The organism is Enterococcus sp. M-BR2 (assembly GCF_056612775.1).
Genome location: NZ_CM152743.1, coordinates 1,480,575 through 1,494,625 on the forward strand (window position 1 = coordinate 1,480,575; position 14,051 = coordinate 1,494,625).

General features: G+C 39.2%; 11 protein-coding genes, 1 pseudogene and 1 other annotated feature. Of the genes and pseudogenes, 3 read left to right on the forward strand and 9 right to left on the reverse strand.

Going from position 1 to position 14,051, the window contains the following annotated elements:
• Positions 1–165 precede the first annotated feature (165 nt).
• Positions 166–759, forward strand: a complete 594-nt coding sequence (gene clpP / locus AC1F25_RS07245) for an ATP-dependent Clp endopeptidase proteolytic subunit ClpP (protein WP_002289402.1) — start codon at positions 166–168, stop codon at positions 757–759.
• 101 nt (positions 760–860) lie between these two features.
• On the opposite strand, the gene AC1F25_RS07250 is transcribed toward clpP, so the two are convergent.
• From AC1F25_RS07250 to efrA, 4 genes are all read right to left on the reverse strand, one after another.
• Entirely contained in the window at positions 861–1,346 is a 486-nt protein-coding gene (locus AC1F25_RS07250; protein WP_002310223.1) for a gamma carbonic anhydrase family protein, read from the reverse strand.
• A gap of 149 nt (positions 1,347–1,495) precedes the next feature.
• Positions 1,496–1,693, reverse strand: a complete 198-nt coding sequence (locus AC1F25_RS07255) for a hypothetical protein (RefSeq protein ID WP_002310222.1) — start codon at positions 1,691–1,693, stop codon at positions 1,496–1,498.
• A 94-nt stretch (positions 1,694–1,787) separates the two neighbouring features.
• Positions 1,788–3,548 carry a multidrug efflux ABC transporter subunit EfrB gene (gene efrB / locus AC1F25_RS07260; RefSeq protein WP_002310221.1) on the reverse strand — a complete coding sequence of 587 codons (1,761 nt, stop codon included), beginning with the start codon at positions 3,546–3,548 and terminating at the stop codon, positions 1,788–1,790.
• Positions 3,545–5,275, reverse strand: a complete 1,731-nt coding sequence (efrA, locus tag AC1F25_RS07265) for a multidrug efflux ABC transporter subunit EfrA (RefSeq protein ID WP_002314241.1) — start codon at positions 5,273–5,275, stop codon at positions 3,545–3,547. The genes efrB and efrA overlap by 4 nt, the downstream gene beginning before the upstream one ends.
• A gap of 392 nt (positions 5,276–5,667) precedes the next feature.
• On the opposite strand from efrA, the gene AC1F25_RS07270 reads away from it, so the two are divergent.
• A complete protein-coding gene (locus tag AC1F25_RS07270) occupies positions 5,668–5,880 on the forward strand; it encodes a DNA-directed RNA polymerase subunit epsilon (RefSeq protein ID WP_002287947.1) in 213 nt (70 codons plus the stop codon).
• 1 nt (position 5,881) lies between these two features.
• Positions 5,882–7,560, forward strand: a pseudogene (gene rnjA / locus AC1F25_RS07275) (ribonuclease J1).
• Between the two features lie 256 nt (positions 7,561–7,816).
• Here the strand turns inward: rnjA and AC1F25_RS07280 are convergent.
• The 5 genes from AC1F25_RS07280 to AC1F25_RS07300 all read right to left on the reverse strand — a co-directional run bounded on the left by AC1F25_RS07280 (position 7,817) and on the right by AC1F25_RS07300 (position 13,712).
• Entirely contained in the window at positions 7,817–8,017 is a 201-nt protein-coding gene (locus AC1F25_RS07280; RefSeq protein WP_002294067.1) for a cold-shock protein, read from the reverse strand.
• Positions 8,018–8,166: 149 nt separating this feature from the next.
• The gene (radC, locus tag AC1F25_RS07285) at positions 8,167–8,859 is read right to left on the reverse strand and encodes a RadC family protein (RefSeq protein ID WP_002314243.1); all 693 of its coding nucleotides are present in this window, start codon (positions 8,857–8,859) and stop codon (positions 8,167–8,169) included.
• A gap of 54 nt (positions 8,860–8,913) precedes the next feature.
• Positions 8,914–9,567 carry an HAD family hydrolase gene (locus AC1F25_RS07290; protein ID WP_151668873.1) on the reverse strand — a complete coding sequence of 218 codons (654 nt, stop codon included), beginning with the start codon at positions 9,565–9,567 and terminating at the stop codon, positions 8,914–8,916.
• Positions 9,557–10,870: a bifunctional folylpolyglutamate synthase/dihydrofolate synthase gene (locus AC1F25_RS07295; protein WP_479994346.1), complete on the reverse strand. Its 1,314-nt coding sequence runs from the start codon at positions 10,868–10,870 to the stop codon at positions 9,557–9,559. The genes AC1F25_RS07290 and AC1F25_RS07295 overlap by 11 nt, the downstream gene beginning before the upstream one ends.
• A gap of 196 nt (positions 10,871–11,066) precedes the next feature.
• Positions 11,067–13,712, reverse strand: coding sequence for a valine--tRNA ligase (locus tag AC1F25_RS07300; protein ID WP_002310214.1), 2,646 nt, complete (start codon positions 13,710–13,712; stop codon positions 11,067–11,069).
• 47 nt (positions 13,713–13,759) lie between these two features.
• Positions 13,760–13,976 (reverse strand) — a binding site (T-box leader).
• Positions 13,977–14,051 lie beyond the last annotated feature (75 nt).

A 14,051-nucleotide genomic window follows, 5' to 3' on the forward strand; every position in this document is an offset into this window, starting at 1 on the left:
TTGTTTTGCTTCTCTGCTTATCATACCATAAAGCAGGTTTATGCGACTAATTTGCCTAAGTTTTTTATTTGACCTTTTTTGACCAAAAATGTATACTACTTTTTAGGTATTAGAAACTAAATTATGGTACACTATTTCTAAACGAAAACAAGGAGGAACTCTATTATGAATTTAATTCCTACAGTCATTGAACAATCATCACGAGGCGAAAGAGCTTATGATATCTACTCACGTTTATTGAAAGACCGTATCATCATGTTAAGCGGCCAAGTAACTGATGATCTTGCTAATTCGATCATCGCCCAATTGCTTTTCTTAGATGCTCAAGATTCTGAAAAAGATATCTATCTTTATATCAATTCTCCTGGTGGTTCAGTTACAGCAGGTATGGCTATCTACGACACAATGAACTTTGTCAAAGCTGATGTCCAAACAATCGTTATGGGTATGGCTGCTTCAATGGGAAGCTTCTTGCTGACAGCTGGTACAAAAGGGAAACGATTTGCTTTACCAAATGCTGAGATTATGATCCATCAACCTCTTGGCGGCGCTCAAGGTCAAGCAACCGAAATCGAAATTGCGGCACGTCATATTTTACAAACACGCGAACGCTTAAACAAAATTTTAGCTGAACGCACTGGCCAACCGCTTGAAGTGATTGAAAAAGATACAGACCGTGACAACTATATGACAGCTGAACAAGCAAAAGCATATGGATTGATTGATGAAGTCATGGAAAACAGTTCTTCATTAAATTAATCTGTTTCAAAGGAAGCTTTTTAAGCTCTCTTATCTAAACCAAAAAAAGGATGGCCAGCTCAAACTGACCATCCTTTTTTTATTTTTATGGATGCTACTGCCTATCTTTGCTCCTTGAATTTTCCTTGCGCATGCATCCGACCTATTTCGACATAATGCTGGATGTTTTCTTTGTTTTTTTGGATTTCTTCTTTTGTTAAAGGTCGGATCACTTTAGCTGGGCGACCAAACGCCAAGACATTAGGAGGAATAACTTTTCCTTCTGTTACTAATGATCCAGCACCAATCAAACTATTCTCACCAATAACCGCATGATTCAATATCGTGGTTCCCATCCCGATCAGCGCCCCTTTTTCGATTGTACAGCCATGTAGCATGCACTGATGTCCTACCGTCACATTCTCCGCAATATCCACAGGTGCATCATGATCGACATGGACGATTGTACCATCTTGTATATTCGTTCTTTGTCCTACTTTTATCCAATTACTGTCCCCGCGTAAAACTGCTTGATACCAGATCGTCACATCTTCTGACAATGTCACGTCACCAATCACTGTAGCATTTGATGCTATAAACCGTTCCATCTCTATTTTCTCCTTTCGTTTTTTGTAGAAACTAATCCTATTGAATAAATGTATCATAGCATATATTTATTTTATAAGAAAAAAACAGGTAAAACCTGCTCAGTCCAGATGCCTATTTGCGCTATCTGGTAAACTGACGTTTTACCTGTTTATTGTACCTCTATATTTTCTTCTATTACTTTCTTCAAAACTAATTCGTACACTTCGATTTGTGCTGCCAAGCGTTCGATTTGAAACTCATTTTCAAAAAAATCAGCTGAATCAAGTGGTTTTGTCTGACAGACGTGCGTTAAACGATCAATTTCTCTTTTGGCTTCAGTGATTTTTTCATTTAAAAACTGTTCCATCTCCGTGCCCTCACTTTTTTTGATAACCTTACTTTACCATTATCAAGAAAGGAGAACAAAAAATAAGTTTCAAACTGTTTTATCCTTCTATGATTTATCCTGCTTCCTCAGCAAATTGGCTGTTATACAGTTTTTCATAAAATCCGCCTTGTGCCAATAAACTCTCATGTGTTCCTTTTTCAATGATCTGACCTTGATCCATCACTAGAATCAGATCTGCATCGCGTATCGTCGATAAACGGTGAGCAATGACAAAACTTGTCCGCCCCTCCATCACGCGATCCATCGCTTTTTGAATCAACGCTTCTAAACGAGTGTCTACTGAACTTGTCGCTTCATCCAAAATCAAAATTTTAGGATCTGAAACCACTGCTCGGGCAATCGTGAGTAACTGTTTTTGTCCTAAAGACACATTGTCTCCCTCAGCATTTATGGGCATCTCATATCCATCTGGCATTGTCCGGATAAAATGGTCTACGTTTGCTGTTTTTGCAGCATCTACTACTTCATAATCTGTCGCATCAAGCTTTCCGAAACGGATATTATCGGCAATCGTTCCTTGATAGAGCCATGCATCTTGTAAGACCATACCAAATAGCGAACGGACGTCACTGCGGCTCATTGATTTGGTATCAATCCCGTCGATCCTGATAGCTCCTTTGTCTACGTCGTAAAAACGCATCAATAGATTGATCAAGGTCGTCTTGCCGGCACCGGTCGGACCGACGACAGCCACGGTTTGACCTGCTTTCACTTCAAAGTTCAAATCTTGAATCAATGGTTTCTTCGGATCATACGCAAAATCGACATGATCGAATGTCACATCTCCTAAAATCGTTTCTGGCAGTGAAACATCTACTTTGTTTTCTTTTTCTTCTGGCTCATCTAAAATCTCGAATACACGTTTTGTTGCCGCTGATGCACTTTGCAAAACAGAAGACAATTGGGTCACGTTCCCCATCGGCTGGCTGATTTGCCAAATATATTGGATGAATGCCTGAAGTTGACCAACAACGATCGCCCCAGTAATAACATAGAAACTTCCTAGAACAGCCATACCAATATAAGTAGCATAGGCAGTTAGTTGAACTAATGGCATCATCAACCCAGAAATGAACGCTGCGCGGAACCCAAAGTATTTCAAGCTGTGATTTACTTTTTTGAATCCTTCCAATGTTTCTTTTTCGCGTCCGTATACTTTCAATACACTGAAACCTGTCATATTTTCTTGAACGTAGCCGTTTAGCTCACCAAGCGAATTCTGCATGCTTTGAAAATATTTCTGCGAAGCATTGATTACTCGTTTGGAGATCCAGATCGATGTTGGAATCATGATCATAGAGATCAGCGCCATCATCGGCTGGATATAAAACATCATTGCTGCAGCCAACGTAATTCCCAATATCGCATTTACGATTCCAATAAAAGCTTGTTGTAAAGCACCGCTGACTGCATCTACATCATTCGTCACACGAGACAAAATATTTCCTTGTTGGTTTTTATCGAAATAAGAAACCGGAAGGCGATTGATTTTTTCTTCTATGTCTCTTCGCAAATCATGCATGGCACTTTGAACGACATTTGTCATCAAAACCCCAGAAAGCAATTGCGAAATACAATACCCTATTCCGACCACTGTGATCCAAATAAGACATTTGAATATATAAGAAAAATTGATTGATTCGCCATTGGCAATATTACGACTGATTTCTGTAGTAGGAAGTCCTGTAACATATGGCAAAGCCACGTTGAAAGCCACTGTCAGAACTGTAAATAGGATCACTAGAAGAAATGTCCCACGATACGGTCTGATATATCGAGCTAAACGTTTTAAGGAAGAAAAGGTTTTTTTCATGCTAGTTCCTCCTTTGATAATTGAGAAGCGGCAATATCATAATAAATCGGGCATTTTTCCAACAACTCCCGATGTGTCCCCATACCGACGACTTCTCCTTCATTTAATACGATGATCTTATCTGCATGCATGATCGTTCCCACACGTTGTGCTACGATCAACACAGTAGACTCTGTTGTTTCTTTTTTCAGACGAGCACGTAACTTCGCATCCGTTTGATAATCTAATGCAGAAAAGCTGTCATCAAAAATATAGATTTCCGGACGGCGTATGATGGCTCTGGCTATTGCCAATCGTTGTTTTTGTCCACCTGAAAAATTGGAACCACCTTCTGATAAATGTTCGTCAAATCCATCTGGTTTTCGAGAAATGAATTCTGAAGCTTGAGCAATCTCAGCTGCACGTTCCATTTCTTCTTGTGTGGCATCTTCTTTCCCGTATCGCAAATTATCGGCAATCGTTCCAGTAAATAGCAGCGCTTTTTGCGGAATAAACCCAATCTTATCTCGCAACTTGCTTAACCGATAATCTCTCACGTCTACTCCATCGACCAAGATCTTTCCTTCACTCACATCATAAAAGCGAGGAATCAATTGAATCAACGTAGATTTTCCGCTACCGGTACTTCCAATAAAAGCAACGGTTTCTCCTGGAGAGGCTGTAAAACTGACATTTCGAATCACTGGCTCTTGCGAATGGCCTGGATAAGCAAATGTTACATTTTGAAATTCGATATACCCTTTAGTCTTCGTATCCGATATACCATTTGGATCTTCTACAATCGAAGGTTTGGCATCTAGTGCCTCTTGGATACGTCCAGCTGAAACGGCTGCTCTTGGATACATCATGAACACACTGGCAAATAACATGAATGAGAATAAGGCATGGAATATATACTCGATAAATGCAATCAAATCTCCTACCCGAAGTTCGCCAGCATCGATTTGCACTGCCCCGCTCCAAATGATCAATACCATCACGATATTAAATAAGAAATAAAAACCTGGTTGTGCAACAGCCATCAAACGGAACAAGCTTTTCGAACTAGCAGCATAATTCTCGTTGACTACAGCAAAGCGTTTTTCTTCAAACTTTTCATTGACGAATGCACGAATCACACGCAATCCTGAAAGGTTTTCCCGCAAGATACTATTGATTTTATCTAAGTTTTTTTGTTGTTTTTTAGATAACGGCTCAGACACCTTAGCAATCGCTACGACCGCCAATAATAGCAAAGGCAATGCGCCTACTACATACAAGCTGAGTGTCACACTTGTACGCATGACCATGTACAAACTGACAACGAACATCATCGGCGCCATGAAACCGATACGCAAAATATTTTGCAGGAACAACATGATCTGATAAGCATCATTTGTTGTACGAGTAATCAAGGAAGATACGCCTAAATTTTCGTACTCCTGATGCGAATAGCTTTGGATCTTTTCGAACAAATCATCTCGAATATCTGCTACGATATTGGTCGTGATCCTCGAACCAAAATAACCTAACAAGATATTCAAAATAATACCGATTACGGTAATAACGATCATAAATATCCCTTGCTGTTTCACATAATCAAAATCATCATTGCGGATTCCTACATCAATCATACGTGCTAAAATCGTAGGAAGTCCTAATTCAATCAAAATAAAACCGAATACGCATATGAAATTGAAAAACAAGAATTTCTTATAACGCATGGTATAATGCCACATTAGTTTCACTTTCTCATCTCCTTTTAATCTTTTGTTACATTTTCATTACTAAAAATGATAGCACAACGAACCTATTAATAGAACACTTCTCTCATAAAAAAGTCATTATAATTATAGTAAAATGATAAACGTTGATTTTTTCTTTCAATCTAGTTGATTTCTATACTTATTTGCTGTTTTATGCTAGAATAACAATTAATTGTTGTATATTTTTTATACAGAAGGTACGGTTGAAAAAATATCCGAACAGATGAGCAAAAACGAGGCTTGTCTCTTTGACTCGAATCCAGTATTCTAGTCAAAGCATATGAAAAACTAGGTGGCTTGTCCCCTCGTTTTGTGTTGTCTAAAAAAATCAACTAGCTAAATCACTGCTTTACGCAGATAAAGGAGACAAAACAATGATCTATAAAGTTTATTATCAAGAAACAAAAGTACGTAACCCTAAACGGGAAGAAACAAAATCTCTTTACATTGAGGCAAAAAGCGATGTAGACGCTCGCCAACGTGTGGAAGAAAATACCCCATACAATATTGAATTCGTTCAACTTCTAGAAGGAAGTCATCTAGAATACGAAAAAGAAAATGCTGATTTCTCATTAGTGGAGTTTTAATATGAAACTTTCCATCAAAAATAATGAGACAGGCGTCTTTGCTATTGGTGGATTAGGTGAAATCGGGAAAAATACGTATGGGGTACAATTCCAAGATGAAATCATTTTGATTGATGCCGGGATCAAGTTCCCGGAAGACGATCTACTTGGAATTGACTATGTCATTCCCGACTACAGCTACATCATACAAAACTTGCACAAAGTAAAAGCCCTAGTGATTACTCACGGGCACGAAGACCACATCGGCGGAATACCCTACTTGCTAAAACAAGCAAATATTCCTATCTATGCTGGTCCTCTCGCATTAGCGTTGATCACGAACAAATTAGATGAGCATGGCTTGCTTCGAGAGGCAGAGCTTCATGAAATCAATGAAGATACGATCATTCGTTTTAGAAAAACTTCTGTCAGCTTTTTCAGAACAACTCATAGTATCCCAGACGCATTAGGAATCGTGGTGAAAACACCTTCTGGTAATATCGTAGCGACTGGAGACTTCAAGTTTGATTTCACTCCCGTTGGCGAACCAGCAAACTTGCATAAAATGGCTCGTATCGGGGAAGAAGGTGTCTTGTGCCTTTTATCTGATAGTACAAATGCTGAGATTCCAACATTTACTAAATCAGAAAAAACGATTGGTCATTCTATCTTGAAGATCTTTTCAAAAATCGAAGGTCGTATTATTTTTGCCAGCTTTGCTTCTAATATCTTCCGTTTGCAGCAAGCAGCAGATGCCGCTGTGGCGACTGGTCGTAAAATCGCTGTTTTCGGACGTAGCATGGAAAATGCCATTGTCAATGGCCAACGTTTAGGATATATCAAAGTTCCAGACGGCACATTTGTAGATGCACATGAAATCAATCGCTTGCCTGCTAACGAAACGATGATCCTATGTACAGGTTCTCAAGGGGAAGCGATGGCCGCTTTGAGCCGTATTGCAAATGGTACCCACCGTCAAATCCAAATCCAGCCAGACGATACAGTGATCTTTTCAAGTTCACCTATCCCTGGTAATACGACAAGTGTCAATCATTTGATCAACTTGCTGTCTGAAGCTGGCGCAGAAGTAATCCATGGAAAAATCAATAACATCCATACTTCTGGTCACGGTGGACAAGAAGAACAAAAATTGATGCTTCGCTTGATGAAACCAAAATATTTTATCCCTGTCCATGGGGAATTCCGCATGCTGAAAGTCCATGCTTCTCTAGCACAAGATGTAGGTGTTCCTGCAGAAAACTGCTTCATCATGGAAAATGGCGATGTTTTAGCGTTAACTAGCGATTCTGCACGTCCTGCTGGGCATTTTGTGGCTGGGGATGTGTATATCGATGGTAGCGGAATCGGTGATATCGGTAATGTCGTTTTACGTGACCGTCACTTGCTTTCAGAAGAAGGTCTTGTATTAGCTGTTGCAACAGTAGATATCAAGAAAAAGAAATCTTAGCTGGTCCAGATATTCTCTCTCGTGGATTTGTTTACATGCGAGAATCAGGAGAAATGATCAATGAAGCTCAGCGAATCTTATTCCATGCTTTAAGAGAATGTTTAAATGGACCTGACTGTTCAGAATATAAATTGAAAGAAGCGATGACTGGCGCGCTTCAGCCATTCTTATTCGAACGTACAGAAAGGCATCCAATGATTTTACCGATGGTCATGACACCAGATGAAGAATAAGTAAGAGGTTGTGAAATTAGTGCTCTGATCTGAGTATAAGAGAAACCAAACGGAAAACAGGACAAGTTGTTTTTATTTGGCTGTTCTTATTACTTGATACAGGGCAGCTTTTTCACAACCTCTTAAAATTTATTTACTTTTTCATACAAAAATACCTGCCACAAGAGAAATTTCCTCTTGTGGCAGGTATTTTTGTTACTCGCTTTGTTCTCTCGTAAAAATTGATGCCTACCATCAATTTAATTTACAGATAAAATTAAGCTTTTACAACGTTTGCAGCTTGTGGGCCACGGTCTGATTCTTCAACGTCGAAAGTCACTGCTTGACCTTCTTCTAATGTTTTGAATCCGTCACCTTGGATAGCAGAGAAGTGAACGAATACGTCGCTTCCATCTTCACGTGAGATAAATCCAAATCCTTTTTCAGCGTTGAACCATTTTACTGTTCCGTTTTCCATAATAATATCCTCCTCGTGCCAAAAGCACTTATTTAAATTGTAACATTGCTCGTGTACGATAGAGGTGCAACAGATGTTTCAACTTCTATTCCCAAACAAAATTACAATATAATTGTACACTTGCTTCATTTTTTTTGCAAGAAAGCAACTTACTTCTCTTCCATTAATCCTTCTTCTCTCAAACTAAAATATCGTTTACGTCCGATGATCAAATGATCCAGTACAGTGATACCCATCATTTCTCCACACTTTTGTATCCTTTTAGTAAAATTCATATCCTGTTGTGATGGAATAACATTACCAGACGGATGATTATGTGCTAAAACGATTCTTGCCGCGCAATAACGTACAGCATAATGAAATATTTCTCTAGGATGAGCGACTGACTGATTCAGCGAACCGATGAACACTGTCTTTTTTAAGATCACTTGATTCTTCGTGTCCAAATAAATACAAATCAAATGTTCCTGTTTGTAATCTTTCATTTCCAGAATCAATTGTTGTGCCAGTTCATGGCTAGTACGAATGGCCGGAGCTGCTCTTTCTTGGTCCGTCTGAATGCGGCGGCCTAACTCGATCAAGGCTTTGATTTCGATTGCTTTCACACGTCCTATCCCTCGAATCTCTTCTAACTCATGCAAAGTCGCCTGTCGTAAAGAAGCCAATCCACCAAACGTTTTTAACAGATTGCCAGCAATCGACATCACACTATGAGGGTGTTGACCAGTACGCAGTAAAATGGCTAAAAGCTCCTGATCCGATAAAGCTTCAGCTCCATAAATTTCCATACGTTCTCTTGGTAAAGAGCTAGTTGGTACTTCTTTCATCAATCGTTTTTCCAAAAAAACATCTCCTTTCTATCTTTTCTAAAATAAGATACGAAAAGAGATGGATTTTTATTTTATCAATGCAGGGATTTCATGCAAAGAAGAAACGACCCCAGCCGTTTTTTTGATCAATTTTTGGGAAGGCGGAAGCAAATCTGGCACCATGACTACAGGGATCTCAGCCGCAGAAGCTGCTAAAATACCATTTTGTGAATCTTCTAAAATCAATGTTTCTTTCTTAGCTGTACCTAATTTATGATTGGCTAATAAAAAAATTTCCGGATCTGGTTTTGCTCGTTGGACATTCTCTGCGGAAATAATCGTCTCAAATCGTTCAAACAGATTGTTCTTCTTCAATAAAAGTTCAATGACAGCTCGTTGGTTACTGGAAGCGACAACTTTGGGAATCTGATGTTCTTCTAAAAAAGAGAGGAGTTCCAACACCCCTGGCTTCATTTGTACAGCTCCTTGTGAAAAGCGCTCAAGCGTTTCCTGGTATGAATCATCTATAAATCTTTGTACGCTTGTTTTGCCGAATTCCGCAAAAATCATATGATAATTCGCCCACACTTCTTCATCGGAAACACCTAAGAATTTTAAATACAGGTCTTTATCATATGGAAAACCCATCCTATCTGCTACTACTTGTGAAGCCTCGTAATATACTAACTCTGTGTCAAACAATAAACCATCCATATCAAAAATCACTGCATTATACTTCATGGTCTCCTCCTAATTGTATTAATAAATGACGAACTTCTGAAATGAAATAAAGCGAACCGGTCACAACTAATACATCTTCATTTGTCATCTTTTCCAATATATCTGCTAATCCGAATTGCCACAATGAAACAATTGATACTCTTTCACTTGCTAAATCTGATACTTCACTTAATTCGATGGCTTTTGGATGTTCAAAGGTCGTCAAATAAATATGGACATTTGGTACTTGCTGCAATCGTTCTAGCATTTCTCTAACATTTTTAGTCCGTAAGGCGGAAAACAAAATGTTGATTTGATATCCTTTGAATTCTTTTTTCAAATTCTCAACAAGCCGGTTCATTGCATGCGTATTATGGGCACCATCTAAAACAACTAATGGCTCGTTACTCAAACGCTCCATTCTTCCTGGCCATCGAGATTTCTTCAACCCCTTCAAAACATCTTTTTCTCGGAAAGGCAGCTTTTCCAATTGACAGTAAACAAAATACAATTCGATGGCTACTCCTGCATTTTCAGCTTGATGTTGCCCTAAAAGCGGCGTGGTTAGTTGAGGGATTTTCCCTGCTTCATTAAAGAATTCAAATACTTCTCCCCAAGTCTCATCAGGATGCAGATAGTTTATTTTATAATTTTCCCCGTATACATAAAGCATCGCATTTTTTTCTTTAGCTGTTTGTTTGATGACATTAAAAGCTTCTGGGCCGATGTTTCCTGTGACAACTGGAACGCCTTGTTTGATGATTCCTGCTTTTTGCGCAGCGATTTCTCCAATCGTCTCTCCAAGTATCTCGGTATGATCAAGCCCAATCGTTGTTATTCCAGTTAGCATCGGTACAGCTACATTGGTAGAATCCAATAAGCCACCTAAGCCCACTTCAATAATCGCTACGTCTACTTTCTTCATAAAAAAATAATCAAATGCCATTGCTGTTAATGTCTCAAATTCAGTGATACCAGCTACTGCTTCAAATTGATCAAGTTGTTTGATCAGCGGCTGATATTTTTTTACAAGCTGGATCAAGTCATTGTCTGGGATACTTTTGCCATTGATTGCAATCCGTTCATTGAACGTTTCGATATAAGGTGAAGTAAACGTTCCAACTATCAGACCAGCTTCTTCTAATAGGCTTCTCAAATAGGCTACAGTAGACCCTTTTCCGTTTGTTCCAGCGATATGGATCGTTTTTACTTTCCTCTCCGGATGACCTACCACTTCTAATAAAGCTTCGACTCGGTCAAGACCAGGACGTGAACCAAATGGTAATCGACTATGGATCCATTCTATTGCTTCTTCAATCGTCATCAACAATTCCCCCATTTCTCTTTTATTATAACAAATAGAAGACATAAGAAAAATAAAAGGACGATAGAGAAAAAAATCTGCTCCGGATACATGATAAATCGCTCTTTTTTCTAAGTAATCAGAGTAGACTAAAAAAGAGGATGCGACAATAATTATGTCACATCCCCTTATTCGGAATAAGTGGTATTCCCCGCTTTTATTGAATAGTACGCAAACTTTCGATTCGTTCTTTGACAGCCGTTTGCTTCTCTAAATAATCTTTTTCTTTTGCACGTTCTGCCTCTACTACTTCTTCCGGCGCATTAGAAACAAACCGTTCATTAGAAAGTTTTCCTTGGACACGTTTCACTTCGCTTGTCCATTTTTCCAGTTCTTTTTCTAATCGTTTGATTTCCTCTTCGATATTGATTAATCCTGCTAACGGCAAGAAGATTTCTGCACCTGTCAGAACAGCTGACATCGCTAGATCTGGTGCAGTGATCTCACTTGATATCGTCAACTCTTCTGGGTTGCAGAAGCGTTCGATGTAGCTTGTATTTTCAACTAAAAATTGATCGATTTTAGCATCGTTTGTTTTGATTAATAGCGTAATTGGTTTAGACAATGGTGTATTCACTTCTGAACGAATATTTCGAACGGCTCGAATCAATTCCTTCAATACTTCCATTCCTTTAGAAGCAGTTTCATCGTCAAACTCTGGACGTACCACAGGATATTCTGCTACTACTAGAGAATTTCCTTGATGAGGAATATGTTCCCATATTTCTTCTGTGACAAATGGCATGATTGGATGCAACAAACGCAAAATCTGATCCAAGGTATGGACTAGGATACTACGTGTTGTTTGTTTTGAAACAGCATCATCTCCATAAAGTACTTCTTTGCTCATTTCGATATACCAGTCACAAAAATCATCCCAGATAAAGTTATACAGTTGTCTACCGGCTTCACCAAATTCAAAACGATCAAATAATTCAGTTACACGTGCGACTGTTTCGTTCAAACGAGTAAGAATCCAACGGTCAGCCACTGATTTTTCTCCAGATAAATCGATCTCTTCTACGGTCATTCCTTCGATATTCATGATAACGAAACGTGAAGCATTCCAGATTTTATTGATAAAGTTCCATGAAGCATCCATTTTTTCATAGCTGAAGCGAACATCTTGTCCTGGTGCAGAACCATTCGATAAGAACCAACGAAGAGCATCTGCTCCATACTTTTCGATTACTTCCATCGGATCGATCCCATTACCTAATGATTTACTCATCTTCCGCCCTTGTTCGTCACGAATCAATCCATGGATCAAGACATTCTCAAATGGTCGTTCGCCAGTAAATTCCAAACTTTGGAAGATCATTCGGCTTACCCAGAAGAAAATGATGTCATAACCAGTTACTAAGGTGCTAGTAGGGAAGTACCGCTTATAATCTTCGCTTTCCGTGTCTGGCCAGCCCATCGTTGAAAAAGGCCACAATGCTGAACTAAACCAAGTGTCTAAAACATCCGGATCTTGGACCCAGTTTTCACTATCAGCTGGTGCTTCCATTCCTACATACATTTCGCCTGTTTCTTTGTGATACCATGCAGGGATTTGATGTCCCCACCATAATTGTCGTGAAATTACCCAGTCATGGACATTTTCCATCCAACGTAAAAATGTTTGATTGAATCTTGGAGGGAAGAATTCCACTGCTTGATCTGTTTCTTGGTTATCAATGGCTTTTTTTGCTAACGGCGCCATTTTTACAAACCATTGAGTAGACAATCGAGGTTCGACAACGACACCTGTCCGCTCGGAATGTCCCACACTATGGACCATCGTATCGATTTTGATCAATCGGCCGATTTCTTTTAGATCTTGCACGATTGCTTTACGAGCAGCAAAACGATCCATTCCAGCATATTTTCCTGCTAGTTCATTCATCGTGCCATCATCATCCATCACATTCACTCGTGGGAGATCATGACGATTACCTACCTCAAAGTCGTTTGGATCATGTGCTGGAGTGATTTTTACTACACCTGTCCCAAACTCCATATCTACATATTCATCTGCAATGATTGGGATTTCTTTATTGACTAAAGGTAGAATCACTTTTTTGCCGATCAGCGCTTGATAACGCTCGTCTTCTGGGTGAACAGCAATCGCCGTATCTCCCAACATCGTTTCTGGCCGGGTCGTCGCAATTTCTACTACGCCTGATCCATCTGCCAGTTCATAGCTCATATGGTAAAAGGCGCCTTCAATGTCTTTATGAATAACTTCGATATCAGATAGAGCTGTTCGTGCTTGAGGGTCCCAATTGATGATGTATTCACCGCGATAGATCAACCCTTTTTCATATAAGGTAACAAAAACTTTACGTACTGCTTCAGATAATCCGTCATCTAATGTAAAACGTTCTCTGCTGTAATCTAAAGATAATCCCATTTTAGCCCACTGTTCACGGATATGACTTGCATACTCTTCTTTCCATTCCCACACTTGATCGATGAACTTTTCACGACCTAGATCATAGCGAGAAATTCCTTGCTCTCTAAGCTTTGCTTCTACCTTTGCTTGTGTCGCGATTCCTGCATGGTCCATACCAGGCAACCATAAAGTATCATATCCTTGCATTCTCTTTTGACGAATCAGCATATCTTGCAAGGTCGTATCCCAAGCATGCCCTAAATGAAGTTTTCCGGTAACATTTGGGGGTGGGATCACGATTGAATAAGGTTTTGCTTTTTTATCTCCACTCGGTTTAAACAAATCTTGTTCTAACCAATGCTGATAACGTCCAGCTTCAACTTCTTGCGGGTTATATTTTGTTGATAGATTATTTTCTTCCGTCATGCTGTTTTCCTCCTTTAAACTAAAAAACGTCCTAAAATACTTTCGTATTTTAGGACGTATGATTTACGCGGTACCACCTAAATTGCAATAATCAATCATTATTGCCTCTCAAGTGAGTTAACGATCACGACTCGTCTATCTCTACTCCATTCAAGACAGAAACTCCCAAGCTACCTTCACTGGTTGTCATTGAGAACCTTTCAGCAGATAGTTCTCTCTCTAAGAATGAATGTGCCAGTTACTCCTCTTGTTCAGCGTTATGCTTCATTCTACAATGTTTTTTTTTTTAGTCAACAAGTGGTCGTGAAAAAACCACTTCATTTAGTATTAAAAAATTTT